Genomic DNA, 25,306 nt, shown 5'->3' with positions numbered 1-25,306 from the left:
TGCGCGTAGCGGCGTGTTGCGACCCCTGTGCGTCACTCGGCGGGGAGGAGTTGCGCGGCGCTGACGATGCGGCGGCGGGCTACGGCCGCGAGGGCGAGCGCGAAGCCGATCGCGGTCCAGATCAGGAGGCCGCCTAGGCCCCGCCACACGCCGGTCGATCCGTCCACCACACCCTGCAGGGCCGTGATCGCAGGCGAGGTCGGCAGCCACGCCGTCACGCTGTCGAAGAACCCGGGCGCGGTCGACACGATCCCTGAGGCGAGCGTGACCACGACCACGAGCATCGACAGGAAGCGCCCGAGGCCGCCGAGCAGCGCGACGAGCCCGTGGTTGACCGCCGCTAAGCAGACCGCCGCAGCCGCAGCCACGCCCGCGAAACCGAACCACGCGCCGACGCTCAGCTGCAGGGCGGGCTGCATGATCGCGGCCACGAGCACGCCCTGGACGACGCCGATCGCGGCGCCGGGCAGGAGCCCGTCGGACGCGATGAGGCCGGCAGCGCGAGACGTCAGCAGCGCACGCCGCGAGATCGCCTGGAGCACCAGGAACGACGCGAACGCCCCGAGCCAGAGCGCGACCGACGCGAACAGCGGGACGCTGGAGGTCCCGAACGCCGTCGTGCCGGACTGTTTCTGGCCGACCGGCTGCGAGGCGACCGACGCCAGGTTGGTGCGCTGACCCGCGTCGTAGTTCGGGAGCTGAGCGACGGCTTGGTTCAGCCCGGAGGCGAGGGAGGCCGCGCCTGCCGCGGACTGGTCGGCGCCGGACGCGAGAGCGGGAACGCCCGCCGCGTACTGCTGCACGCCGGCCGCGTACTGCGAGGCGCCGTCCGCCGACTGCTGCACCCCGGAGGCGAGCTGTTGCGCGCCGGAGGCCGACTGGGACGCGCCGGCCGCGAGCTGCTGCGCGGCCGAGGCCGACTGGGCGAGCTGGCCCGGCAGCGGTGCGACGCTGCCGGCGAAGGTCTGGGCTCCGGCGGCGACCTGCGTCGCGGCGGCCTGGAGTCCCTGCGCGGGATCCGGGTTCGTGATCCCGTCGATGGTCGCCTGGATGCCGGCGCAGATCGGGTCGGGAGTGGCGCCGACACCCGGGTGCAGCGCTGTGCAGTTCGCCTCGAGTCTCTTCAATCCGGCCACCGTCGCGCCGATGCCGTCGCGCACCCCGGCCGTGCCGGTCGCGAGCTGCGCAGCCCCCGCCGGGAGCTGCTGCGCCGCGGTGGCCCCGTGCGAGACGCCGTCCGCGTACTGGGTCATCCCGTTCGACAGCGTCCCGAGCCCGTCCGCCAGCCCGGACGCGCCTCCCGACAGCCGGCCGAGCCCGCTCGCGAGCGAGTCAGCTCCCGTGGAGAGCTGCGTCGCCCCGTCCGCGAGCTGGTGCGTCCCGCTCGCGAGCTGGGTCAGCCCATTCGAGAGCGATCCCGCGCCCGACGCCGCCTTGGCGAGCTGGTCGTGCAGCGTGTTGAACCCGACATAGACGTTCTCCAGATACGTCGTCGTGAGCTGTTTGTTGAGCACGCCGGTCGCGGTCGTGGTGACGGCCTGGCTGATCGCCGGGTCCACCAGCTTGGATTTGTGACTCGTGCGCACGTCGATGGTCGCCTGGGTGGCGGCCCCGGAGGTCCCGGCGGTGGAGGTCGCCGCCTGGGAGAAGTTCTTCGGGATGGTCACCACGGCCACATAGCTGCCGTCGGCGATGCCCGCGTTCGCGTCCTTCTGGTCGGTGAGCACCCACGTGAAGTTCTCGTTCTTCGCACCGAGCAGTCCCGCCGCCATCTGCCGGCCGAGCGGCACGATCTGGCCGTTCACGGTGGCCGGCTGGTCGAGGTTGACCACGGCGGCCTTCACCTCGCCGAGGCGGTCGGTCGGGTTCCAGAGCGCCCACACCAGCAGGCCGCCGATGACGAGCGGGACGAGGACGATGCCGACGACGGTCAGCCAGGTCACCCGCTTGTCGGAGCGCATCCGCTCCAGCGAGAACAGCGAGCGCGGGCGGCGCAGCGCCAGATTCGGGGAAGCGGAGGGCGGTGGGGTGGTCATCGGGCGTTCGCCTTCTCGAGGTGGGCGGCAGGGTGGCGGTCGGCGGCCTCGGCGAGCTCGGGCGCGCTCGGAAAGGATGGGGAGGCGGTGCCGTGTGCGGCGCCGTCGGAGTCGACGACGAGCTGCACCGTGGTGGGCTCGGCGGTGTCGGGGAGCAGGTCGTCCAGCCCGGACGGGTCCACGCAGCTCACCGCCAGTGCGAACGGTCGACCGGCCGCCGAGGCGTCGGCGAACGCGCGGCTCAGCTCGACGCGCACGCGCCGCCGCTCGACGGGGTCGGTCACGCTGTCGGCGGCATCCAGACAGAGGATGACGGGCGAGCTGGCGAGCGCGCGGCGCACGTCCTCCACCGGGGTCTCGGCGCGGTCGAGCCGGACCACGGAGGTCCGCGAGCGCACGGCCGATCCGCGCGTGGGGAGGACGAAACCGGCGACCTTGACCGTTCCGCCGTCGACGCGCGTGCGGCCGGTGACGGCCATCAGCAGCGCGAGGGCAGCCGTGCGGTCCGGGCCGTGCACGACCAGGGTCTCTCCATCGGCGAGCCGGAAGCTCACGTCGCGGAGGATCGGCGTGCGCCGCGCGCTGACCGACAGGCCGTCCGCTGCGGCGACGTACCGGGAGCCCGGCTCAGGCCAGTCGGCCAACTCCAGTTCCTTCTGCAGGCCGTCGCCCTCCACGTCGAACGAGGGGAGCACGCGGTCGAGCCAGCGCGGCATCCACCAGGCCCGGTCGCCGAGGAGCTGCAGCACCGCGGGCACCAGCGTCATCCGCACGATGAACGCGTCCACGAAGACGCCGACGGCGAGGCCGAGCGCGATCGGTTTGATGGAGGCGTCGCCCTCGGGCACGAACGCTGCGAACACCGAGATCATGATGATGGCGGCCGCGGTGACGACCTTGGCCGAGCCGACGAAACCGCTCTGGATCGCCCGGCGCGCGTCGCCGCCGTGCACGTAGTCCTCGCGGATGCGGCTGACCAGGAAGACCTCGTAGTCCATCGCGAGCCCGAACAGCACGCCCATCAGGATGATCGGCATGAAGCTGATCACCGGCCCCGTCTTGTCGAGGTGCACGGCATCCCCGAACCAGCCCCACTCGAACACCGCGGTGACCGCTCCGAACGCGACGCCGACCGACAGCAGGTAGCCGAGCGCGGCCTTGATCGGCACGGCGATCGAACGGAAGACCATGGTCAGCAGCACGAGGGAGAGCCCGACGACGAGGATGCCGAACGGCAGCAGCGCCCCACCGAGCCGGGTGGAGACGTCGATCTGGGCCGCCGTCGTGCCGGTCACCTTGAGGTCGACGCCGTACTCGTCGAGGAAGTGCTGGTGCTTGGCGCGCAGCTCGGCGACGAACTGGGCGGTGCGGGCGTCGTCAGGCGCCGTGGTCGGGATGACCTGGACGATGCCGGTGTCCGCGTTCTGGTTCGGAGTGGAGAGCGGGACGGCCGCGACGCCTGGGAGGTCGGCGATCTCCGCGCCGAGCTTCTTCATCAGCCCGAGCGGGTCGTGGCTGGAGATGATCGAGCCGGTGACGATCAGGGGGCCGTTGTAGCCGGGGCCGAAGTGCTCGGACACCAGGTCGTAGGCGATGCGGGCCGGGTCGTCCTTGGCGTGCGACCCGGCGTCCGGGAGCGCGAGGCGGAGCTGGAGGGCGGGCACGGCCGCGATGCCGAGAGCGACGACGACAGCGACGACGGTCACGATCGGGAAGCGCGTGACGGCGCGCACCCAGGTGCGGAAGGGGCCCTTCGGGATGTCCGCCGTGGCGGCGTGGGCGAGGGACGGGTTGGCGCGCGTCGCCGGCTCGGGAACCGGCGCAGCGGCGTCCATGGCGGCCGGCTCGGCCGCCGCTGCGCGTTCCGCCGCGCGCGCGGCACGTTTCGCCGCCCGGTGTCCCGGCGTGATCCGCGCCCCGGCGAACCCGAGGAACGCCGGCGTCAGGCTGAGCGCGACGAGCACCGCGATGCCGACGGCGACCGATGCCGCCAATCCCATCGTGGTCAGGAAGGGGATGCCCGCGACGGCGAGCCCCGCCAGCGCGATGATCACCGTGATGCCCGCGAACAGCACGGCGGAGCCGGCGGTCGCCACCGCGCGCGCGGCGGACTCCTCCGGATCGACGCCCGCCTTCAACTGGCTCTGATGCCGCGAGATGATGAACAGCGAGTAGTCGATCCCGACCGCGAGCCCGAGCATCAGCGCCAGCAGGGGAGTGGTCGAGGAGATCGGCCCGAACAGTGTCGCGAGGAAGATCAGGGCCATCGAGAGCCCCACGCCCAGCAGGGCGGTGGCGAGCGGCATCCCCGCCGCGAGGATCGAGCCGAACGTGATGATGAGCACGACGATCGCGATCAGCAGCCCGACGCCCTCCGTGGGCGAGATGGTCGGCAGGTTCTGCGAGAAGAGCTGCCCGCCGACCGCCGTCTGCGAGCCGGACGGCAGCTCCTTCCGCAGTGCGGCGCCGGCGTCTTTGATCGCGGTCTTGGTCTCCGCCGGGACGGTCGTCTGCTGGCCGTGGAGCTGCACGGTGATGATCGCCGCCGTGCGGTCGTCCGAGATGAGGTTCTTGACCGTCGTGCTGTACGGGGAGGTCGTGCCGGCGACGCCGGCGGTCTTCGCGAGGCCGGCGACGGTGCTCTCCACCGGACCCTGGATGGCGGCCTGGTCGACCGTCTCGCCCTTCGGGGCCACGACGACGATCTGCGCGCTGGTCCCGCTGACCTGCGGGAAGGTCCTGCTCAGCGTGTCGAGCGCGTCCTGCGACTCCGTGCCGGGGATGCTGAAGGTGTTGTCCGTGCCCTGGTTGAAGGCGACCGCGCCGCCGGCCAGGAGGACGAGCAGCAGCAGCCACAGAGAGAGGACCAGCTTGCGGGCGCGGAAGGCCCAGCGGCCGATCGAATACAGGAGCGAGGACACGCGTTCTCCAGCAGTGAAAGGGAACGACGGCGCGGGTGAGGCCCGACCGTCGAAAGGGTTTCGATACACCGTCGTATCCGATGCTCGACTGTATCGGATACACTCGTGTATCGGGAACTCGGCACAGGAAGGTTTCAGCTTGAACAGCACGGCTCTCAGAGATGACGCGCCTCTCGAGTCCGCACGCCGGCAGCGCACCCGCACGCGCCTCCTCGACGCCGCCTTCGACGTCTTCGCCGAGCAGGGCGTCAAGGCCGCGAGCGTGGAGACGATCGCCGAAGCGGCGGGCTTCACCCGGGGCGCGTTCTACTCCAACTTCTCCAGCAAGGAGGAGCTCTTCTTCGCACTCATGGAGCGCGAGAAGACCCTGCGCCTGGCGCAGCTCGACGCCGGCGTCGAGCAGTTCCTCCGGCCGCTGGTCGGGTCCGGAGGAGCCGAGCTCGACGACGCGGATGTCCTCCGCACAATCACCCGCATCCTGGAACTGCAGTCCGACGACCGGCGCTGGTGGCTCGTCCAGTCGGAGTTCCTGCTGCTCGCCCTGCGCGACCCGGCCATCTCGGCGGACTTCCTGCACTACCAGGACAGCTTCTTCCAGGAGCTCACCGAGACGGTCGTCGCCGCGCTCGCCAGCGCCCGACGCCGGTTCACGATCGACCCGGGGAGGCGGTGCGCGTCATCGCCGAGCTCTGCGCGAACGGGGAGGCCAGGGCGCTGCTCTCCGGAGACGAGCGGAAGTTCGCCGAACGGCTCTCCGAGTCGGTCCCCGCGATCCTGCTGGCCCTCACGGAACGGGTCTGATCTCCGGGGTCTGATCGAACGCCGAGCAGCAGCGGGTAACGTGTGCTCGATGCGACGTCGACTGCTCCGTCCGGCCCTCGCGACCGCGCTCTGCGCGGCCGTGCTGCTGGTCGTGGCCGCGTGCGCCGCTCCGGCGAACCCGGAGGCGACGCCGGGCGCGGCCGCCAGCGCGACGCCGTCGCCGAAATCGACCCACGACCCGTTCCCGAAGCAGCCGCTCACGGCACAGACGCGCTACGTCGCGATCGGCGACTCGTTCGCCGCCGGGATGGGCGGGGGCGACGAGACCGGCAAGTGCCGCTCCAGCCCGTTCAGCTACCCGAGCGTGTTCACGCGCGACTCCGGGGTCGACCTCGTCGTCGACGCGGCGTGCGCGGGAGCGACCACCTCCGACCTCCTCAAGCACCAGCTCATCGCCCTGGACGACCGCACGGACCTGGTGACGGTGAGCATCGGCGGCAACGACCTCGGCGTCGCCGCGATCGCGGCCGAGTGCTCGTCGGGCAAGGCGGTCGCCTGCCGCAACGGCGTGTCCTCGGCGCTGTCGCTGCTCAACGTCCTCCCGGAGCGGCTGTCGGCGGTCTACGCGGCCATCCACCTCGCGGCGCCGAACGCCCGCATCGTCGTCACCGGCTACGCGGTGGTGTTCGACAACTACGACCCGAAGTCGCCGACGTTCGGCACCGACACCGCGATCAACGCGGCGACCCTCGGCCTCAACCAGACGATCTCGGACGTCGTGGCCACGCAGCGGGCGCACGGCGTGCCGATGACCTACGTCGGCGTCGACTTCGCCGGGCACGGGATCGGCTCGAAGAAGCCGTGGCTGAACCTCAGCGGGACCGACGCCTTCCACCCGACCGCAGCGGGCTACGCGCAGTACGCGAACGCGCTGGTGCGGCTGCTGGGTCGAGCGAAGTAACCGGGTCGTCCTCCGCGGCCTGGGAGGTGATGCGGGCGCGTCCGTCGGTGCTGCTGCCGTCGATGGCGGCGCGCGCGAACTCGAGCGTCTCGCGGAGCATCGCCGCCCGCTCGCCGGCGTCGCGCGCCTTCCGGGTGTTCACCTCCGCGACGATCGAGCCGTCCCAGCCGGAGGCCGCCAGCGAGCGCAGCACCTCGGCGACCGGCTGGCTGCCCCGTCCCGGGACGAGGTGCTCGTCGAAGACCCGCGAGTCATCCAGCGGGCCGGAGCCGTCGCACAGGTGCACATGCCGCAGCCTGCCGCCGAGCTGGTTCGCGAGGTCGAGCCCGTCCACTCCGCTCAGCGCGGCATGCGAGAAGTCGAGGGTGACGGCGTCGCAGTCCATCCCGACCGGGTTCCAGTGCGGGACGTACCCGGCCATCGACCGGCCGGCGACCTTCCACGGGAACATGTTCTCGACCGCGACGGTCACGGCGGTGCGCTCGGCGGTCGATCGGACGAGACCCAGGAAGTCCTCCGCGTAACCGGACTGCCAGCGGAACGGCGGGTGGACGACGACCGTGTCGGCGCCCAGCTCCGCGGCGAGCTCGGCCGACCGTTCCAGCTTCACTCCGGGGTCGCGTCCCCAGACGAAGTGCGTCAGCAGCAGGACGGGCGCGTGCACGCTCAGGATGCGCGTGCCGTAGCGTTCGGCGAGCCTCCGCAGGGGCTCGGCCGACTGCGTCCGGTCGTCGCGGGTGACCATGACCTCGACGCCGTCGTAGCCCAGTTCGGCGGCCGTGCGGAAGGCCGTCTCGACCCCCAGCGGGTAGACGCAGGTCGTGCCCATGCCGATGCGCATCACGACCGTCACTCTAACCACGGCGCCTGAACGAGCAGTGTCCTGAGGGGGAACGCGCGCCGGTACCCGTCGGCGCGGGCGCTGGTACTGTGGCAGGCAGACCATCGCATCAACTGGGGGAGTTGACCCACCATCAGCCAGACGTCCGAAGCCGTAGCAACCGATACGTACGACCTGGTGATCGTGTCCAACCGACTACCCGTCGACCGCGTGGTCGACGAGGCCGGGCAGGCGTCCTGGCGGCCCTCTCCAGGCGGGCTGGTCACGGCGCTGCAGCCCGTCATGCGGGCGGAGGACGGCGTCTGGGTCGGCTGGGCCGGTGTCGCGGACGAGGAGATCGAGCCGTTCGAGGCCGACGGCATCAGCATCCTGCCGGTCGCGCTCAGCGAGCAGGAGCTTCAGGAGTACTACGAGGGCTTCTCGAACGACACGCTCTGGCCGCTGTACCACGACGTCATCGCCCAGCCGAGCTACCACCGGGAGTGGTGGGACAGCTACGTGCGCGTCAACCGGCGGTTCGCCGACGCGGCCGCGCGCGTCGCGGCCCACGGCGCCGTCGTGTGGGTGCACGACTACCAGCTCCAGCTCGTCCCGGCGATGCTGCGGGAGGTGCGGCCGGACCTGGTCATCGGCTTCTTCAACCACATCCCGTTCCCGCCCTACGGCATCTACTCGCAGCTCCCGTGGCGCCGGCAGATCATCGACGGACTCCTCGGCGCCGACGTCATCGGCTTCCAGCGGGTGGCCGACGCGGGCAACTTCTCACGCGCCGTCCGCCGGCTGAAGGGCTACGAGACCCGCGGCCCGATCATCGAGGTGCCGATCGACACCGACGACCCCGAGTCCGGTTCGCACCGCCACGTGACGACGAACCGCCACGGCGGCCTCGTGCGCACCGTGCTGGCCCGGGCCTTCCCGATCTCGATCGACGCCGAGGCGTACCAGGAGCTCGCCCGCCGCCCGTCCATCCGGGAGCGCGCCAAGGAGATCCGCGAGGAGCTCGGCAACCCCGAGACGATCATGCTGGGTGTCGACCGTCTTGACTACACCAAGGGAATCGGGCACCGGCTGAAGGCCTTCGGCGAGCTGCTGCACGAAGGCGGGGTCAGCGTGGAGGACGTCACGCTCGTGCAGGTGGCGAGCCCGAGCCGCGAGCGCGTGGAGACCTACCGTCAGTTGCGCGACGAGATCGAGCTCACCGTCGGACGGATCAACGGCGACTACGCCACCCTCGGCCACACGGCCATCGCTTACCTCCACCACGGCTACCCCAAGGAGGAGATGGTCGCGCTGTATCTCGCGGCCGACGTCATGCTCGTCACCGCCCTGCGCGACGGCATGAACCTGGTGGCCAAGGAGTACGTGGCCACCCGGGTGGACGAGGACGGCGTGCTGGTGCTCAGCGAGTTCGCCGGCGCCTCCGACGAGCTTCGCCAGGCGCTGCTGATCAACCCGCACGACATCGAGGGCCTGAAGGACGCCATCCTCCAGGCGATCGCGATGCCGAAGCGTGACCGGATGCGCCGCATGCGCGCCCTGCGCAAGAAAGTGCTCACGAACGACGTCGCCCGCTGGTCCGCCAGCTTCCTGGAGGCGCTCACCCGGAGCGCACACGGCGATCACCCCCTGCAGAACCCGCCGGTCAACCGGCGCTGACCCCGTTCACGCAACCGAGAGCCGCATGACAGACACCTCCCTCCCGAACGCCGCCACCGATCCGCAGCCGGCCGCCATCGCCCTCGCGACGGCTGTCGCGCGGCTGGCGGGCGCCGATCGACTGCTGCTCGCACTGGACTTCGACGGCACGCTCGCGCCCTTCGTCGACAAACCGAAGGCCGCCCGGATGCTTCCGGCAGCGAAAGCCGCCCTGGACCGCCTGGAGGCGCTCCCGGACACCTGGGTCGCGTACGTCTCGGGTCGTCCGCTCTCCAGCCTGGAGATCGTCACCGAGGCCGACGAGGACGCCCTGCTGATCGGCTCTCACGGCGTGGAGATCCGCTTCGGCCGTGACGGCGTCTCGCTGGACCTGAGCCCCGAGGAGCGCGCGACGCTCCAGAAGCTGGGCGAGACGCTCGGCGCGCTGGTCGACAGCGTGCCCGGCACCCGCCTGGAGGTCAAGCCGGTCGGCTTCGGCGTCCACTACCGCCTGCTGGAGGGCGCCGAGGGCCAGGCCGTGGTGGCGCGCGCCTATGAGGCCGCCGCGTCGGTCAGCGACTCCCTCACCATCCGCGACGGCAAGGACATCATCGAGTTCTCGGTCCGCGGAGCCAACAAGGGCGACGGCATCGAGCGCCTCCGCGAGTACACGAAGGCGACTGCGGTCCTCTTCGCCGGCGACGACGTCACCGACGAAGACGCCTTCGCGGTGCTGCGGCCGGAGGAGGGCGACCTGGGGATCAAGGTCGGCCAAGGCGAGACGGCTGCGCAGTTCCGCGTCGCGGACGAGCGGGCCGTGGCGACCCTGCTGGGGTTGCTGGCGGATGCGCGCGGGGACGCGGCTCAGTCAGCGGAGGGCTGAACCGGGCAGCACCCGGATCGCGTCGGGGCGTTAGAACAGCCCAAAGAATCTTGTGCTTGCGAACAGGAAGAAGCTCCAGCCTGCTGGAACGCAGCTCATGATGTCGAGGACAACTGAGAGTGCGGCAAGCCCGCGCCGACTTTCGACCCACAGTGCTCGAACGGAGATCGCACCGCTCGCGATCAGCATCGGGAGGTACAGGACGCTGGCTGCGACGGGCAGCATGAGCACCGCGCCAATATACATAGAGAACGAAACTGGCTTATGTGAGGCGTCGATGACATTCCCGATGATCATCGCGGCGCCGAACACGAGAACAGCGCCGACCCACAACAGGAACCCCGCGAGGGGCGTGCGACTTCCGGGGCGCGGTGCCCTTTCGCGCGGGTTGCACAGGCGTCATCTCAGACGCGATCGGCGGCTTCGACGGGTCCTGGCTCATTCTTCGATCGCTGCGCACTCGCTGCTGATCCAGATGGTCATTCCTGTGGTGCTTGCGCTGAACTGAAGGCTGGCCTTGTGTTCCAGCGCCACGCTGATTTCGGTGAACTGCTCGTCGTCGGCGTCATTCGGGCCGATTTGGCCGATCCTGTAGCCGAGGCTGTCCCAGTACGAGCGGACCTGGTTGATCGCCGCGCTTGGGTTTTCAAGCGGTCTCACCTGGGATATGAAGATGTCGTATTGCTCGGCGGTGCCATTCATGTCGCAGGGGACCAGATATCGCCATCCAGTTCGGTCGGTGGGGTCGAAGGCGCTTGGCGGTGACGCGGAGTCGAGCCATTCGCCCCCGAGGAGTTGGACCAGGTCGTTGGTTTGCTGGATAGTTTCGCCCAGGAGTTCGGTGTGGGATTTGGTGGAGAGTCCGTTGGGTGGGGAGAGGACGTCGTCGTTGCGGTTGGTCATGATTCCTCCTAGTGAGCAGCCGGTCAGAGTCGCCACTGTCAGCGACGACACGATCACCCCTGTGAAGACGTGGTGTTTCATTGTTTCTTGCCGGTTCCGGGGATGCTGGTGCCGCCGTTGATTCTTCTATCGAGTCCGAGACTGGCTGCGGCGGTGTTGCGGAGCGCTTCGGTGTCTCTGTCGAGGTAGCCGTGTCCTTTGGTGGCGTGGGGATTGAACAATGACCCGTTGTCGGTACCGTATCCGATGGGGTCGTGCCCGTCGGTTGTCTGGAGGTTGTGTTCGGGGTCGCCTTCGGAGGAGAACCGACGTGCCCTGAACGAGTTGTCGCGGGGGTCTTTTCGCCCGGAGAGCCCACGTCCCGCGTCGGCGACATCGTCGTGGGACGACTGGCTTGCGTATACGTGTTGCTCGCCGCCGTCAACGTGCAGGGCGTCCACACTGGCGATGTTCTGCTCGACTCCGGCGGATGCCAGAAACACCACGGATTGCACGTAATGGTTCAGGGTGGTGACGGCGTTGGCGGCGACGGTGGTGCCGTAGGAGTGGCCGACGACGGAGGTGTATGGGTGGGGGTTGCCAGCGAGGATGAAGTCGGCCGCCCATTGCCCGTCCAGTTCGTGGGACAGCCGGTCGCCTCCGGCCCGGGTTCGCCCATCCCGGTGTTCATACCGGGTACCGTCCAGGTGACCTTTCCGGATTTCTCCGCCTCGGTCTCCCCGATGGCGACCGCTGCCAACGGTGGGTCGTGGCGCAGATTGTAGGACAGCAGCCCGCGCGGCGGGTCGAAGCCTCGCGCGAGCTTCTCGTAGTCCAGCCAGGGGCCGGAGAACTTGTGCACGTTGAGTGCCGTGAGAATGTCCCGCAGCGCGATTCCTTGTGGTGAGTCCGGGTCGATCTCCGGGTCGTAGAGGTCCCGGCGCAATTGGATCGAGTTCGCGTGGATGCGCGTCTCCGCGTCGAGCCCGGGAAGGTTGCCGATGATCGTCGGCGCGAACTGGCACCAGGCCTCCCTGACCTCCGAAGAGAGCCCCTTCCACCAGGAGGCCACCCGTTCCGGCGGAGGCGGGTCGTCCCAGAATCGTTGCGCCAGGCGGGGATCCTCCGCGAGCAGCTTTTCGACCTGCTCGGGGGTCAGCGCGGTGAGCAGGTCCAGCAGCCCCGATCCGCGGGCGGCGGCGGATTCGACCCCGGTGATCGTCCCGAAGAGCGTGACGAAGTTTCCGAGTTCCGGGAGGGAGGCATGGGGGAGGGCGCCGTGCAGGGTGGCGTCGAGCTGTCGGACGAACGCGTCCTCGGCGGTGTCGTAGTCGTCCTTGGCGATCTGCGCTTTCCTCCGGGCGTCGTCCAGACACTGCTGCGCGTCTTGGAGGCGGAACCGGGCATGGAGCAGTTCGGTCTCCGCCGCCGGGTCCAGGCTGCCGGTCCCTGCGAAGCCGACGCCGGTCCGCAGCCCGAGCGAGGCCTCCGCCAGCAGGAGGTCGGCCTGCGCGAGCTCGGCGTCCTGCAGCGCCCGGTCGGTCGCGGTCTGCGTCTCGGCCATCGCGGTCGACCACCGACGCGCGGCATCTGAGCCTTCGTTGTGGCGCCCTGAGGCGACTCGGGCCCCGTCGACGACGCTGCGGAGCCGTTCTGCAAAGACCTCGGCCGCGACGCCGGACCAATAGGGAGCCGCGATCGTCGCGTGCACACTGTCCAGCACGTTCGACCGGTGCCACAGCCATTCCGCCGTCCTCCTCAGCTCGGCGGCCAGTGTGTCCACCGTCTCCACCGAGCCGGGGGTCGGGTCGGAGTCGAACCCGACGGGTGACCAGTCCCACGAGCTAGAACGCACGAGCCGCACCGCCGAACGTCTTCGCATCATCGTGGTCACGCCTGTCGTACGCGTCCGCGGTGGAGCGGAGGACGTGCTGGAGGGCTTCGACGCTGCCCGTCAACGCCATACGCCCGGGATGCCAATAGCCGTCGAAACGCTCCAGTGCGTCCATCGAACGCGGTGAGCCGACCCCGTCGGGGTCGACGTCCGGCCAGTGGCGCCCCTGGATCGCCTCGGCCAATGTCTGCGCGCTCGTGCGCAGGTGCTCGGTGTCGGCACCGACGGTTCCTCCCACGTCGCCTCCCTTGCTCACGATGAGGAACACCATATAGGAACACCAATGCGATATGGCAATGTCAGTACTGGCGCCTGAAGAGACTGGGTTGTCCACAGCCCCCGACGCATGGCCGACCCGGCATCCAAACGGTCCTAGAGTTGTCACATGCCAGAGATCGATTGGAAGCCGCGTTCGCGCGTCGTCACGGACGGAATCGAAGCCACCACCAGCCGCGGGATGCTGCGGGCCGTCGGCATGGGCGACGCGGACTGGGAGAAGCCGCAGATCGGCATCGCCAGCTCGTGGAACGAGATCACGCCCTGCAACCTCTCCCTCGACCGGCTCGCGCAGGGCGCGAAGGAGGGCGTGCACTCCGGCGGAGGCTACCCGCTCCAGTTCGGCACCATCTCCGTCTCCGACGGCATCTCGATGGGCCACGAGGGCATGCACTTCTCGCTGGTCTCCCGTGAGGTCATCGCCGACTCGGTCGAGACCGTCATGATGGCGGAGCGCCTCGACGGCACCGTGCTGCTGGCCGGCTGCGACAAGTCGCTGCCCGGCATGCTCATGGCGGCCGCGCGGCTCGACCTCTCCGCGGTCTTCCTCTACGCGGGCTCCATCGCGCCGGGCTGGGTCAAGCTCAGCGACGGCACCGAGAAGGACGTGACGATCATCGACTCGTTCGAGGCGGTCGGCGCATGCAAGGCCGGCAAGATGAGCGAGGAGGACCTCAAGCGCATCGAGTGCGCCATCGCCCCGGGCGAGGGCGCCTGCGGCGGCATGTACACCGCGAACACGATGGCCAGCGTCGCCGAGGCGCTCGGCATGAGCCTCCCCGGCTCGGCCGCTCCGCCCTCGGCGGACCGCCGCCGCGACTACTTCGCCCACCGCTCGGGGAGGCCGTCGTCAACCTGCTCAAGCAGGGGATCACCGCGCGCGACATCCTCACCAAGAAGGCGTTCGAGAACGCGATCGCCGTCGCCATGGCGTTCGGCGGCTCGACCAACGTCGTCCTCCACCTGCTGGCCATCGCGAACGAGGCCGAAGTCGAGCTCACGATCGACGACTTCAACCGGATCGGCGACAAGGTGCCGCACATCGGCGACCTCAAGCCGTTCGGCAAGTACGTCATGAACGACGTCGACCGGCACGGCGGCGTCCCCGTCGTCATGAAGGCCCTGCTCGACGCGGGTCTGCTGCACGGCGACTGCCTCACCGTCACGGGCAAGACCGTCGCGGAGAACCTGGCCGAGATCGACCCGCCCGCGCCGGACGGCAACGTCATGCGCTCGCTGGACAACCCGATCCACCCGACCGGCGGACTCACCATCCTCAAGGGCTCGCTCGCCCCGGAGGGCGCGGTCGTCAAGACGGCCGGCTTCGACGCCGACGTGTTCGAGGGGCCTGCCCGGGTCTTCGAGCGCGAGCGGGCGGCGATGGACGCGCTGACCGAAGGGCGCATCAGCGCAGGGGACGTCGTCATCATCCGCTACGAGGGCCCGAAGGGCGGCCCAGGCATGCGCGAGATGCTCGCGATCACTGCCGCCATCAAGGGCGCCGGCCTCGGCAAGGATGTACTACTATTGACGGACGGACGATTCTCAGGCGGCACAACCGGCCTGTGCATCGGCCACATAGCACCCGAAGCGGTGGACGCAGGTCCCATCGCCTTCGTGCGCGATGGTGATCTGATACGGGTCGATATCGCGGCTCGCTCCCTCGACCTACTTGTCGACGAGTCAGAGCTGACCGCCCGCCGTGACGGCTGGGCGCCTCTTCCTCCGCGCTATACCCGTGGCGTACTCGCGAAGTACTCCAAGCTCGTGCACTCCGCTGCGGAGGGCGCGGTCACGGGGTAGCCTTCGCCCCACTCGGATTCATCAACCGCTTCGCACGTAAGGGATCGATAAGGCATGACGCCGGATGCAACCCCCAGTTCAGTGTTGCCCCCCGCGGCGCCCGGAAAGGCGTCGCCCGAAATCCTGACCGGCTCCCAGTCGGTCGTCCGCACCCTCGAGCTCCTCGGCGTCACCGACGTCTTCGGGCTGCCGGGCGGTGCGATCCTCCCCATCTACGACGCGATCATGGACTCCTCCGTGATCCGTCACATCCTGGTCCGTCACGAGCAGGGCGGCGGTCACGCGGCCGAAGGCTACGCCTCGGCGTCCAACAAGGTCGGCGTCGCGATGGCGACCTCCGGTCCCGGCGCGACCAACCTCGTCACCGCGATCATGGACGCGCACATGGACTCCGTGCCTGTCGTGTTCATCACCGGCCAGGTGTTCTCCACGCTGATGGGCACGGACGCGTTCCAGGAGGCCGACATCGTCGGCATCACGATGCCGATCACCAAGCACTCGTTCCTGGTGAAGAAGGCCGAGGACATCCCGGCCACCATCGCCGCGGCCTACCACATCGCCGGCACGGGACGACCGGGCCCGGTGCTGGTGGACATCACCAAGGACGCGCAGCAGAACGCCGTGCCGTTCGTCTGGCCGCCCAAGATCGACCTCCCCGGCTACCGGCCGATCACCAAGGCGCACGGCAAGCAGATCGTCGCCGCGGCCCAGCTCATGGTCGAGTCGAAGAAGCCGGTGCTGTACGTCGGCGGCGGCGTCATCCGCTCGCGTGCCTCGCAGGAGCTCCTGGAGCTCGCCGAAGCGACCGGCATCCCCGTGGTGACCACTCTGATGGCACGCGGGGCGTTCCCCGACACCCACACGCAGCACCTCGGCATGCCCGGCATGCACGGCACGGTTCCCGCGGTGCTCGCCCTGCAGGAGTCCGACCTGATCGTGTCGCTCGGAGCGCGCTTCGACGACCGGGTCACCGGAAACACCTCGCTGTTCGCGCCCGATGCGAAGATCGTGCACGTCGACGTCGACCCCGCCGAGATCTCCAAGATCCGAGTCGCCGACGTCCCCATCGTCGGCGATGCCAAGGACGTCATCGTCGATCTGACCGCGGCCTACCAGGACGCCACCCGCGCGGGCGCGCCCGACCTGGTCGAGTGGTGGACGTACCTCAACGGACTCCGCGAGGAGTTCCCGCTGGGCTACACGCCCACCAGCGACGGCCTGCTCGCCCCGCAGCACGTCATCCAGCGGATCGGCGAGCTCACCGGGCCGGAGGGCATCTACACCGCCGGCGTCGGCCAGCACCAGATGTGGGCGGCGCAGTTCATCAAGTACGAGCGTCCCAACTCGTGGCTCAACTCCGGCGGAGCGGGCACGATGGGCTACTCTGTGCCGGCCGCGATGGGCGCCAAAGTCGCTCAGCCCGACCGCGTCGTGTGGGCGATCGACGGCGACGGCTGCTTCCAGATGACCAACCAGGAGCTGGCCACCTGCACGATCAACAACATCCCGATCAAGGTGGCGATCATCAACAACTCGTCGCTCGGGATGGTGCGCCAGTGGCAGACGCTGTTCTACGACGGCCGCTACTCGAACACCGACCTCAACACCGGCCACGACACCGTGCGCGTGCCCGACTTCGTGAAGCTCGCCGAGGCGTACGGCGCGCTCGGCATCCGCGTCACGAAGGAGGAGGAGGTGGACGCCGCCATCAAACTGGCGCTGGAGACGAACGACCGCCCGGTCGTCATCGACTTCGTCGTCAGCGCCGATGCGATGGTGTGGCCGATGGTGCCGCAGGGCGTCAGCAACAGCTACGTGCAGTACGCACGCGACCACAGCCCGTCCTTCGGAGAGGAGTGACCCCCATGAGCACACACGTTCTGAGCCTCCTCGTCGAGGACAAGCCCGGTCTGCTGACCCGGGTCGCCGGCCTCTTCGCGCGGCGCGGCTTCAACATCCACTCGCTGGCGGTGGGCACGAGCGAGGTCGACGGCCTCTCGCGCATCACCGTGGTGGTGGACGTCGAGGAGCTGCCTTTGGAGCAGGTCACCAAGCAGCTCAACAAGCTGATCAACGTCATCAAGATCGTGGAGCTGGACCCGGCGCAGTCGGTCCAGCGCGAGCACCTGCTGATCAAGGTGCGGGTCGACAACTCGACCCGCTCCCAGGTGCTGGAGGCGGTCAACCTCTTCCGCGCCCGCGTCGTCGACGTGGCCACCGACGCCCTCGTCATCGAGGTCACCGGCGACAGCGGCAAGACCCAGGCGCTGCTCAAGGTGCTGGAGCCGTACGGGATCAAGGAGATGGCCCAGTCCGGCCTCCTCGCGATCGGCCGCGGCGGCAAGTCCATCACCGAACGCGTCTTCAAGAACTAGACCCGCCCTCCGGGCGGCGAAAGAACTAACGCACGAACCACATCACGAAGGAGAACCCACACAGTGGCTGAGATCTACTACGACAACGACGCGGACCTCTCGATCATCCAGGGCAAGAAGGTCGCGGTCATCGGCTACGGCTCGCAGGGCCACGCGCACGCGCAGAACCTCCGCGACTCGGGCGTCGAGGTCGTCATCGGCCTCAAGGAAGGCTCGAAGTCCAAGCCGAAGGCCGAGGAGGCGGGCTTCCGCGTCCTCTCCGCCGCCGACGCGGCCAAGTGGGCCGACGTCATCGTCATCCTCGCGCCCGACCAGGTGCAGCGGAACCTCTACAAGGACGACATCCAGGCCAACCTGGAGGAGGGCAACGCTCTCGTCTTCGGCCACGGCTTCAACATCCGGTTCGGCTACATCGAGGCGCCTGAGGGCGTCGACGTGATCATGGTCGCCCCCAAGGGCCCGGGCCACACCGTGCGTCGCGAGTACGAGGCCGGCCGCGGCGTCCCCGTCATCGTGGCCGTCGAGAAGGACGCGACCGGCAACGCCTGGCCGCTCGTCCTCTCCTACGCGAAGGGCATCGGCGGCCTGCGGGCCGGCGGCATCAAGACCACCTTCACCGAGGAGACCGAGACCGACCTGTTCGGTGAGCAGGCCGTGCTCTGCGGCGGCGTCTCACAGCTCGTCCAGTACGGGTTCGAGACCCTCACCGAGGCCGGCTACCAGCCGCAGGTCGCCTACTTCGAGGTACTGCACGAGCTCAAGCTCATCGTGGACCTGATGTGGGAGGGCGGCATCGCCAAGCAGCGCTGGAGCGTGTCCGACACGGCCGAGTACGGCGACTACGTCTCCGGCCCGCGCGTCATCGACCCGCACGTGAAGGAGAACATGAAGGGGGTGCTCTCCGACATCCAGGACGGCACGTTCGCCAAGCGCTTCATCGCCGACCAGGACGCGGGCGCGCCCGAGTTCCTCGAGCTGCGCAAGAAGGGCGAGCAGCACCCCATCGAGGCCACCGGCCGCGAGCTGCGCAAACTCTTCGCCTGGAACGCGTCGAACGACGACGACTACGTCGACGGCGAGGTCGCGCGCTGATCCAGCCGCGCTGAACCACGGCATCCCGGACGGGGCCGCACCGAGCGTCGGTGCGGCCCCGTCCGTCGTCGGCGCGCAACCCGGCCGCGGCTCACGCCGCGTTGTGCTCGATCACCGCGTCCGGACCCGGGTACACGAGTGTCTCGTGCCCGTCGTCGAACCGGACGAGGTACGGCGGGGCGCCGTCCGCGCCGCGCACCTCCACCACCGAGCCGTGGCGGTCGGCGGACTCCACGTGGGTGCCCCGGATGCAGATCCGGTCTCCGATCGTCGCCTGCATGTCGGCCTCCTCCTTGAACCCTCACTGCCGACGTTACGCCGGGGCCGTCGTGCCGGGAATGCCGCTATCGTGGGCCGCATGCCCGAACCCCGCCGCACTGCCGTCGAGATCGCCGTCCAGGACATCGCGGGCGTGCGCGTCGCCCTCGCCGAGGGCGCCGACCGGGTCGAGTTGTGCGTCGCGCTGGGCCTCGGCGGGCTGACCCCGTCGGCCGGTCTCGTGCGGGCCGCGGTCGAGCAGGCGCGGGAGGACGGTCGCGCGGGCTTCACCCACGTGCTGGTGCGGCCGCGCGGCGGCGGCTTCGTCTACGACTCCGACGAGCTCGGCACGATCGCCGCCGACATCCGCTTCGCCCGGGAGGCCGGCGCCGCGGGCGTGGTCGTCGGTGCGTTGGACGAGGCGGGGCGCATCGACCGCGAGGCCGTCGCCCGCTTCGTCGCGGAGGCAGCCGGTCTCGAGGTGACGTTCCACCGGGCCTTCGACACGCTGCCAGACCCGCTGGGCGCGGCCGACGCGCTCGCGGAGCTCGGCGTCGCGCGCGTCCTGACCTCCGGCGGGGCCGCACGCAGTGTCGACGGCCTGGACGGGCTGCGGGCGCTGGCCCAGCGGGTGGGCGGCCGGGTGCAGGTGATGGCGGGCGGGGGAGTGCGCGTGCAGGACATCCATCGCCTCATCGCGGCCGGCGTCGACGCCGTGCACCTCTCCGCGCGCACGTCGGTGTCGGGCGCGCCGAGCGGTCCCGGCGGCGGAGACGCTGCCTACGACATCACCGACCCGACCACGGTCGGGGAGGCGGTCGCCGCTGTCCGCACCGCCGGTTCGTAACGCGGCGAAAGGCGGCGTTGCGCTCCCGCTAGAGTTAAGCAACCCGCGCACCGACGACTGCTGCGCGCCTTCTCCCAAGCCAGCCTCCCTGTAAGGAACTGCCACGTGACAAAGCCGGTCGTGCTGATCGCCGAAGAACTTTCGCCCGCTACCGTCGACGCCCTCGGGCCGGACTTCGAGATCCGCAATGTCGACGGAACCGATCGGCCCGCACTGCTCTCCGCCGTCTCCGACGCGGACGCCATCCTGGTGCGCTCGGCCACCAAGGTGGACGCCGAGGTGATCGGCGCGGCGAACAAGCTGCGCGTGATCGCCCGCGCAGGCGTGGGCCTCGACAACGTCGACATCAAGACCGCCACCAACGCGGGCGTCATGGTCGTCAACGCGCCGACCTCCAACATCATCTCGGCGGCGGAGCTCACCGTCGGCCACATCCTGAGCCTCGCCCGGCACATCCCGGCCGCGCACAGTGCGCTCGCGCAGGGGCAGTGGAAGCGGTCCAAGTACACCGGCGTCGAGCTCTACGAGAAGACGGTCGGCATCATCGGCCTCGGCCGGATCGGCGCGCTCATCACCGCGCGCCTGCAGGCGTTCGGCACCAAGGTCATCGCCTACGACCCCTACGTCACCAGCGCGCGTGCGCAGCAGCTCGGCGTCCAGCTCGTCAGCCTGGACGAACTGCTCACCGACGCGGACTTCATCACCATCCACATGCCGAAGACCCCGGAGACCACCGGGATGATCTCCGACGACCAGCTCGCGCAGATGAAGCCGACGGCGTTCATCGTCAACGTCGCCCGCGGTGGCCTGATCGATGAGGACGCCCTCTACCGCGCGCTCAGCACCAAGAGCATCGCCGGCGCCGGCCTCGACGTGTTCGTGAGCGAGCCGCCGACCGAGTCGCCGCTCCTGGAGCTGGAGAACGTCGTCGTCACGCCGCACCTCGGCGCTTCCACCGACGAGGCCCAGGAGAAGGCCGGCGTGTCGGTCGCCAAGTCGGTGCGCCTCGCGCTCTCCGGGGAGCTCGTGCCCGACGCGGTCAATGTCGCCGGCGGCGTCATCGACCCGTACGTGCGCCCCGGCATCCCGCTGGTCGAGAAGCTCGGCCAGGTGTTCTCCGGCCTCGCGCACAGCCCGCTGACCAGCATCGACGTGGAGGTGCGCGGCGAGCTGGTCGACTACGACGTCAGCGTGCTCAAGCTCGCGGCCCTCAAGGGCATCTTCACCAACATCGTCTCCGAGACGGTGTCATACGTGAACGCGCCGCTGCTCGCCGAGCAGCGCGGCATCGAGGTGCGTCTCATCACCGATTCGGTGAGCGAGGAGTACCGCAACCTGATCACGCTGCGCGGCGCGCTCAGCGACGGCTCGCAGGTGTCGGTTTCCGGCACGCTCACCGGCACGAAGCAGATCGAGAAGGTCGTGGAGATCAACGGCTACGACGTGGAGGTGCCGATCGCCGAGCACCTGATCGTCATGGTCTACGACGACCGCCCCGGCATCGTCGCGGTCTACGGCCACGAGTTCGGCGAGGCGCGGATCAACATCGCGGGCATGCAGATCGCGCGGACGTCGGCCGGCGGCAAGGCGCTCAGCGTGCTCACGGTCGACTCACGGGTGCCCGAGGGCCTGCTCGAGAAGGTCCGCGTCGCGATCGACGCCGACCTCCTGCAGGAGATCGACATCAGCGAGTCCTGACCCTCCCCTTCGGCAAAGATGTTGTCGCGCGCTGTCGATTTCGACGGTTGACTTGCGTCGTAGGGATGTCGCCCGAGCGGGGCGGCGTTCCGACGAAGTGAGGAGACCACGATGTCCGACGAGTACGTTCTGCTCATCCACGAGCCGAACTGGGACCCCGAGGCGATGACGGCGGAGGAGTGGCAGGCGGGCATGGCCGGCCACAAGGCATTCCAGGACGCCGTGGTCGCGGCCGGTGAGCGGATCGTCGCCACCGGCGCACTGCAGCCGATCACCAAGGCGACGAAGATCACGCCGCGGGAGGGCGGCGCCCCGCTGATCACCGACGGGCCGTTCAGCGAGACCCGGGAGGTCGTCACCGGCTTCTACAGCTACACCGCTTCGACGCCCGAGCAGGCCAGGGAACTGGCCGCGATGGTGCCGACCGGGGGTGGGTCGAGCTGTACCCGGTGCTGGTGCTCGACACGGTGCGCTGAGCCCCGCCGGCGGCGCTGCGGATGGCGGACAGCGCGACGACGCGCCTGGGGAGGGCGGGGCCGTGACCCCGGCCTCCCGGATCGAGCGCGCCTACCGCGAGGACGCCGCCCGTATCCTCGGCGCGGTCGCACGCACGACGGGCGACCTCCTGCTCGCCGAGGACGCGGTGCAGGAGGCGTTCGCGCGCGCCGTCGCGGAGGCGGCGCGCGGCCGCGAGCCGCTGAACCCGGCGGCCTGGATCACGACGGTCGCGCGCCGGGTCGCCCTCGACGCGTTCCGGCGCGAGCGGTCCGCCCGGAGGGTCGCGCCGATGCTGGCCGCGGAGGCCGAGCGCGCCGAGAGCGCGGCTGCCGCCGACGCGGAGGAGAGGGGTGGTGGGGTGGTGTTCACCGGCGATGAGCGACTGGATCTCATCCTGCTCGTCGCGCATCCCGACCTCGCGCCGGAGACGCGCGTGGCGCTGGCGCTGCGGCACGTCTGCGGCGTTCCGACCGCGCGGATCGCCGATGCCTTCCTCGTCTCCGAGCCGACGATGGCTGCTCGGCTCACTCGCGCCAAGAAGCGCGTCCACGACTCCGGCCTCCGGTTCGCCCTCGACGACCGCGCGGCCGTCGCAGCCAGGATGCCGGACGCGCTGACCACGATCTACCTGCTCTACACGGTCGGGCACGCGACCGCGGACGACCGGTTGCGCGCCGACGCGATCGCCCTCGCCCGCGACGCGCACCGCATCGCGGACGATGCGGAGAGCGCCGGACTGCTCGGCCTGCTGCTGCTCACCGAGGCCCGCCAGGCGACGCGGCTGACGGCGGACGACGAGTTCGCGACGCTGCGGGAAGCCGACCGCACGCGCTGGGACGTGGCGATGATGGTGGAGGGGGAGCGGCTGGCGACCGTCGCGCTCGATGGCGCGAGGGACGGCGACGGGCGCTACGGGCTGCAGGCGGGCATCGCCGGCCTGCATGCGATCGCCCCGACCTGGGAGGCCACCGACTGGCCGGCGATCGTCCGGCTCTACGACGGGCTGGTGCGGGTCTGGCCGAGCGCGTCGGCGCGCCTCGGCCGGCTCGTCGCCCTGGCTCACAGCCCGGACGCCGGACCGGAGGTCGCCCTCGCCGCGCTCGACGCCGAGGCCGACCCGTTCGCCGGACCGCTGGACTCCCGGGCGCACGCGGTGCGCGCCGAGCTGCTGAGGCTGGCGGGGGACCGGGCGGGATCGGAGGCCGAGCTGCGCCGCGCGATCGGGACGGCGGGTGACGACCGGACACGCAGGTCGCTGCTCAGGCTGCTCGCTGCGGGCGGCGCCTGAGCGCCCGCTCAGTCCTGCGCGCTCAGCCGCTCGACCAGCCCGATCAGCTCATGGAGGTCGGTCTCGTCGCGGAGCACGGTGTTCGCCGCAGGCAGCAGGGCGGAGTTGTAGTACATCCCGTCGCCGATCAGCATGATGGTCAGCGCCACCATCCGGTCGCCCACGACGGCCTCCAGCTCGCTGAGCCACTGCCGCTGGGCGTCGGCGAGGGCGTCGCTCGCGCGGGCGTCCGACGCCTGGGCGAGCCGGGCGATGGCGACGATCACGCGTTCCAGGCGGTTGTCGGACGGGATGGACGTCCGCAAGAAGTAGGCGACCGGCCCGTCCGGCGCTGCCCGCATGTGCTCGATGTCTTCGGCGAGGTCGGCCGCGAAGCGCTCCAGGACGCCGTCGACCAGGGCATCCTTCGACGCGAAGTGGTAGAGCAGGCCGCCCTTGGAGACGCCCGCCCGCGCGGCCACGGCCTCCAGCGTCGCCGCGCGCTCGCTCTGTTCGGCGAGCAGGTCCTCGAACGCGTCGAGGATGCGGTCGCGGGCGGACCGCGCGGCGGGAGCGGACGAGGTGGACGCCGATGCGGCGGGGGAGGCCATGGGGCCATGCTAGCCGCGACACCGCTGCGGTCCCGTGTCAGCGGCCCCGGCTCAGCGGCTCCCGGCTCAGCGGCTCCCGGCTCATTGACTACTGTACCGTCCGGACGGTACAGTAAATCCATGACCGCGACCGCCCGCCCCGACCGCATTCCGGCCGCCGCCGAGCCGATGGCGCAGCCCCCTGCGCCCACGCCCGCCCGCGCCGGCACGCGCGCCCGCGCCGGCACGCGCGCCTGGGCGGCCCTGGTCGTCCTCATGCTCCCGGTCCTCCTGGTGTCGGTCGACAACACCGTGCTGGGGTTCGCGCTCCCGGCCATCACCGAGGCGCTGCGGCCGTCCTCCACCGAGATGCTCTGGATCGTGGATGTCTACCCGCTCGTGCTCGCCGGCCTCCTGGTCGCGATGGGCAGCCTCGGCGACCGGATCGGCCGGCGGAAGGTGCTGATGATCGGCGCGACCGGCTTCGCCGCCGTCTCGGCCGCGGCCGCGTTCGCTCCGACGGCCGACCTGCTGATCGGGGCGCGGGCGCTGCTCGGGGTGTTCGGCGCGATGCTCATGCCGTCCACGCTGTCGCTGCTGCGCAGCGTGTTCCAGGACCGAGAGCAGCGCCGCGTCGCAATAGCGATCTGGGCGGCGGGCTTCGCGGCCGGGTCCGCGCTCGGGCCGATCGTCGGCGGGCTGCTGATCGAGCACTACTGGTGGGGCTCGGTGTTCCTGCTCGCGGTACCCGTGCTCATCCCGCTGCTGGTGCTCACTCCGCTGCTCGTGCGGGAGTCGCGCGACCCCGAGCCGGGGCCGGTGGACGTCGTGTCCATCCTGCTGTCGCTCGTGACGATGGCGCCGATCGTCTACGGGATCAAGGAGTTCGCGGTGCACGGGCTCGCGCTCGTGCCGGTGCTCGGGGCGGTCGTCGGGGTGACCGCCGGGGTGCTGTTCGTCCGGCGTCAGCTCCGGAGGCCGGTGCCGATGCTCGACATGCGCCTGTTCCGGCGCGCGGCGTTCAGCGGCGCCGTGCTGATCAACCTGCTGAGCGTGATCGCGCTGGTCGGCTTCCTGTTCTTCGTGTCGCAGCACCTCCAGCTCGTGCTCGGGATGCCGCCGATGCGGGCAGGGCTGGTGCTGCTGCCTGGGCTCGCGACCATGATCGTGTCGGGCCTCCTGGTGGTGCCGGTGGCGCGGCGGTTGCGGCCCGGCTTCGTGATCGCGGGCGGCCTGTGCGTCTCGGCAGCGGGCTACCTGCTCGTCGCGGTGAGCGGCGGGGACGCCTCGTGGGGCATTCTGCTGACGGCGTTCGTGCTGCTCGGGGCGGGCATCGGCGCGGCGGAGACCGTGTCGAACGAGCTCATCGTGTCGACGGCGTCGGCGGACAAGGCGGGCGCGGCGTCGGCGGTGTCCGAGACGGCGTACGAGCTGGGCGCGGTGCTCGGCACGGCCACGCTCGGGAGCATCATCATCGCGTCGTACCGCGCCGCGATCGTGCTGCCGGCCGGGCTGAGCCCGGCCGACGCGACCGCCGCCGCGGACACGCTCGGCGGCGCGGTGACGGTCGCAGGCGGCCTCCCGAGCGGGGCGGCGGCCCAGCTCCTGGGGTCCGCGCGCCACGCGTTCGACAGCGGCATCGCGCTCACGTCCTCCATCGGCGCCGGGCTGATGCTGACGGCGGCGGTGCTGGCGCTGGTGACGCTGCGGCGCGTGCGCGGCTGAGCGGGGCGCGCCGGCCGTCGGCGCGGCGATAGTGTGTAGGGGAACCGTCCGCCCACCGATCA

The 25,306-nt window shown here is 70.3% G+C and carries 20 protein-coding genes and 2 pseudogenes; 12 read left to right on the top strand and 10 right to left on the bottom strand.

Annotation, left to right across the window (positions count from 1 at the left end):
• Positions 1–32: 32 nt before the first annotated feature.
• Both ACR5MH_RS06270 and ACR5MH_RS06265 read right to left on the bottom strand, forming a co-directional pair.
• Positions 33–2,036: a YhgE/Pip family protein gene (locus ACR5MH_RS06270; RefSeq protein WP_431346129.1), complete on the bottom strand. Its 2,004-nt coding sequence runs from the start codon at positions 2,034–2,036 to the stop codon at positions 33–35.
• A complete protein-coding gene (locus ACR5MH_RS06265) occupies positions 2,033–4,957 on the bottom strand; it encodes an MMPL family transporter (RefSeq protein WP_433862409.1) in 2,925 nt (974 codons plus the stop codon). Before ACR5MH_RS06265 ends, ACR5MH_RS06270 begins: the two co-directional genes overlap by 4 nt.
• A gap of 139 nt (positions 4,958–5,096) precedes the next feature.
• Between ACR5MH_RS06265 and ACR5MH_RS06260 the strand changes: the two genes are divergently transcribed.
• Entirely contained in the window at positions 5,097–6,680 is a 1,584-nt protein-coding gene (locus ACR5MH_RS06260; RefSeq protein ID WP_433862408.1) for a GDSL-type esterase/lipase family protein, read from the top strand.
• Here ACR5MH_RS06260 and ACR5MH_RS06255 read toward each other — a convergent pair.
• Positions 6,592–7,521, bottom strand: a complete 930-nt coding sequence (locus ACR5MH_RS06255) for a sugar phosphate isomerase/epimerase family protein (protein ID WP_431346563.1) — start codon at positions 7,519–7,521, stop codon at positions 6,592–6,594. The genes ACR5MH_RS06260 and ACR5MH_RS06255 overlap by 89 nt on opposite strands.
• 177 nt (positions 7,522–7,698) lie before the next feature.
• On the opposite strand from ACR5MH_RS06255, the gene otsA reads away from it, so the two are divergent.
• Together otsA and otsB are read left to right on the top strand one after the other, a co-directional pair.
• Complete coding sequence (gene otsA / locus ACR5MH_RS06250) at positions 7,699–9,177, top strand: alpha,alpha-trehalose-phosphate synthase (UDP-forming) (RefSeq protein WP_433862407.1); 1,479 nt, start codon at positions 7,699–7,701, stop codon at positions 9,175–9,177.
• 25 nt (positions 9,178–9,202) lie between these two features.
• The gene (gene otsB / locus ACR5MH_RS06245; protein WP_431346132.1) at positions 9,203–10,039 is read left to right on the top strand and encodes a trehalose-phosphatase; all 837 of its coding nucleotides are present in this window, start codon (positions 9,203–9,205) and stop codon (positions 10,037–10,039) included.
• A gap of 30 nt (positions 10,040–10,069) precedes the next feature.
• Here the strand turns inward: otsB and ACR5MH_RS06240 are convergent, their stop codons facing one another.
• The 5 genes from ACR5MH_RS06240 to ACR5MH_RS06220 form a co-directional block, all read right to left on the bottom strand.
• Positions 10,070–10,351, bottom strand: a complete 282-nt coding sequence (locus ACR5MH_RS06240; RefSeq protein ID WP_431346133.1) for a hypothetical protein — start codon at positions 10,349–10,351, stop codon at positions 10,070–10,072.
• Positions 10,352–10,477: 126 nt separating this feature from the next.
• Positions 10,478–10,942, bottom strand: a complete 465-nt coding sequence (locus ACR5MH_RS06235) for a hypothetical protein (RefSeq protein ID WP_431346134.1) — start codon at positions 10,940–10,942, stop codon at positions 10,478–10,480.
• Positions 10,943–11,019: 77 nt separating this feature from the next.
• Positions 11,020–11,532, bottom strand: a complete 513-nt coding sequence (locus ACR5MH_RS06230; RefSeq protein WP_433862611.1) for an alpha/beta hydrolase — start codon at positions 11,530–11,532, stop codon at positions 11,020–11,022.
• Positions 11,445–12,776, bottom strand: a complete 1,332-nt coding sequence (locus ACR5MH_RS06225; RefSeq protein ID WP_431346580.1) for a hypothetical protein — start codon at positions 12,774–12,776, stop codon at positions 11,445–11,447. Before ACR5MH_RS06225 ends, ACR5MH_RS06230 begins: the two co-directional genes overlap by 88 nt.
• The gene (locus tag ACR5MH_RS06220; protein WP_431346135.1) at positions 12,766–13,086 is read right to left on the bottom strand and encodes a hypothetical protein; all 321 of its coding nucleotides are present in this window, start codon (positions 13,084–13,086) and stop codon (positions 12,766–12,768) included. Before ACR5MH_RS06220 ends, ACR5MH_RS06225 begins: the two co-directional genes overlap by 11 nt.
• Before the next feature lie 114 nt (positions 13,087–13,200).
• Here ACR5MH_RS06220 and ilvD point away from each other — a divergent pair.
• The 4 genes and pseudogenes from ilvD (at position 13,201) to ilvC (ending at position 18,361) form a co-directional block, all read left to right on the top strand.
• A pseudogene (gene ilvD / locus ACR5MH_RS06215) lies at positions 13,201–14,894 on the top strand (dihydroxy-acid dehydratase).
• 54 nt (positions 14,895–14,948) lie between these two features.
• Positions 14,949–16,754 carry an acetolactate synthase large subunit gene (locus tag ACR5MH_RS06210; RefSeq protein ID WP_431346136.1) on the top strand — a complete coding sequence of 602 codons (1,806 nt, stop codon included), beginning with the start codon at positions 14,949–14,951 and terminating at the stop codon, positions 16,752–16,754.
• Between the two features lie 5 nt (positions 16,755–16,759).
• Positions 16,760–17,269, top strand: coding sequence for an acetolactate synthase small subunit (ilvN, locus tag ACR5MH_RS06205; RefSeq protein ID WP_185277752.1), 510 nt, complete (start codon positions 16,760–16,762; stop codon positions 17,267–17,269).
• Between the two features lie 63 nt (positions 17,270–17,332).
• Positions 17,333–18,361, top strand: a complete 1,029-nt coding sequence (ilvC, locus tag ACR5MH_RS06200; RefSeq protein ID WP_431346137.1) for a ketol-acid reductoisomerase — start codon at positions 17,333–17,335, stop codon at positions 18,359–18,361.
• 91 nt (positions 18,362–18,452) lie between these two features.
• Here ilvC and ACR5MH_RS06195 read toward each other — a convergent pair whose 3' ends face one another.
• Complete coding sequence (locus ACR5MH_RS06195; protein ID WP_431346138.1) at positions 18,453–18,641, bottom strand: DUF1918 domain-containing protein; 189 nt, start codon at positions 18,639–18,641, stop codon at positions 18,453–18,455.
• Between the two features lie 78 nt (positions 18,642–18,719).
• On the opposite strand from ACR5MH_RS06195, the gene ACR5MH_RS06190 reads away from it, so the two are divergent.
• The 4 genes and pseudogenes from ACR5MH_RS06190 to ACR5MH_RS06175 all read left to right on the top strand — a co-directional run bounded on the left by ACR5MH_RS06190 (position 18,720) and on the right by ACR5MH_RS06175 (position 22,950).
• Positions 18,720–19,466 (top strand): copper homeostasis protein CutC, encoded by a 747-nt coding sequence (locus ACR5MH_RS06190; RefSeq protein WP_431346139.1) that lies wholly within the window; start codon positions 18,720–18,722, stop codon positions 19,464–19,466.
• A gap of 105 nt (positions 19,467–19,571) precedes the next feature.
• Positions 19,572–21,164 (top strand): phosphoglycerate dehydrogenase, encoded by a 1,593-nt coding sequence (gene serA, locus ACR5MH_RS06185; protein WP_431346140.1) that lies wholly within the window; start codon positions 19,572–19,574, stop codon positions 21,162–21,164.
• A gap of 111 nt (positions 21,165–21,275) precedes the next feature.
• A pseudogene (locus ACR5MH_RS06180) lies at positions 21,276–21,581 on the top strand (YciI family protein); the annotation flags it as partial.
• A 121-nt stretch (positions 21,582–21,702) separates the two neighbouring features.
• The gene (locus ACR5MH_RS06175) at positions 21,703–22,950 is read left to right on the top strand and encodes an RNA polymerase sigma factor (protein ID WP_431346141.1); all 1,248 of its coding nucleotides are present in this window, start codon (positions 21,703–21,705) and stop codon (positions 22,948–22,950) included.
• Between the two features lie 8 nt (positions 22,951–22,958).
• Here ACR5MH_RS06175 and ACR5MH_RS06170 read toward each other — a convergent pair whose 3' ends face one another.
• A complete protein-coding gene (locus ACR5MH_RS06170; RefSeq protein WP_431346142.1) occupies positions 22,959–23,540 on the bottom strand; it encodes a TetR/AcrR family transcriptional regulator in 582 nt (193 codons plus the stop codon).
• 120 nt (positions 23,541–23,660) lie between these two features.
• On the opposite strand from ACR5MH_RS06170, the gene ACR5MH_RS06165 reads away from it, so the two are divergent.
• Positions 23,661–25,244 (top strand): MFS transporter, encoded by a 1,584-nt coding sequence (locus tag ACR5MH_RS06165; RefSeq protein WP_433862406.1) that lies wholly within the window; start codon positions 23,661–23,663, stop codon positions 25,242–25,244.
• Positions 25,245–25,306: the final 62 nt, after the last annotated feature.

It is taken from the genome of Streptomyces sp. L7, assembly GCF_050990935.1.
In the GTDB taxonomy this organism is placed as follows: domain Bacteria; phylum Actinomycetota; class Actinomycetes; order Actinomycetales; family Microbacteriaceae; genus Leifsonia.
This window is presented reverse-complemented; position numbering and strand designations above follow the sequence as displayed.

Bases quoted from the DNA above. Each gene is read 5' to 3' on its own strand.
- ACR5MH_RS06270 (WP_431346129.1), bottom strand. From the start codon at position 2,036: ATGACCACCCCACCGCCCTCCGCTTCCCCGAATCTGGCGCTGCGCCGC.
- ACR5MH_RS06255 (WP_431346563.1), bottom strand. From the start codon at position 7,521: ATGCGCATCGGCATGGGCACGACCTGCGTCTACCCGCTGGGGGTCGAG.
- otsB (WP_431346132.1), top strand. From the start codon at position 9,203: ATGACAGACACCTCCCTCCCGAACGCCGCCACCGATCCGCAGCCGGCC.
- ACR5MH_RS06235 (WP_431346134.1), bottom strand. From the start codon at position 10,942: ATGACCAACCGCAACGACGACGTCCTCTCCCCACCCAACGGACTCTCC.
- ACR5MH_RS06220 (WP_431346135.1), bottom strand. From the start codon at position 13,086: ATGGTGTTCCTCATCGTGAGCAAGGGAGGCGACGTGGGAGGAACCGTC.
- ACR5MH_RS06210 (WP_431346136.1), top strand. From the start codon at position 14,949: ATGACGCCGGATGCAACCCCCAGTTCAGTGTTGCCCCCCGCGGCGCCC.
- ilvN (WP_185277752.1), top strand. From the start codon at position 16,760: ATGAGCACACACGTTCTGAGCCTCCTCGTCGAGGACAAGCCCGGTCTG.
- ACR5MH_RS06195 (WP_431346138.1), bottom strand. From the start codon at position 18,641: ATGCAGGCGACGATCGGAGACCGGATCTGCATCCGGGGCACCCACGTG.
- ACR5MH_RS06190 (WP_431346139.1), top strand. From the start codon at position 18,720: ATGCCCGAACCCCGCCGCACTGCCGTCGAGATCGCCGTCCAGGACATC.
- ACR5MH_RS06170 (WP_431346142.1), bottom strand. From the start codon at position 23,540: ATGGCCTCCCCCGCCGCATCGGCGTCCACCTCGTCCGCTCCCGCCGCG.
- ACR5MH_RS06165 (WP_433862406.1), top strand. From the start codon at position 23,661: ATGACCGCGACCGCCCGCCCCGACCGCATTCCGGCCGCCGCCGAGCCG.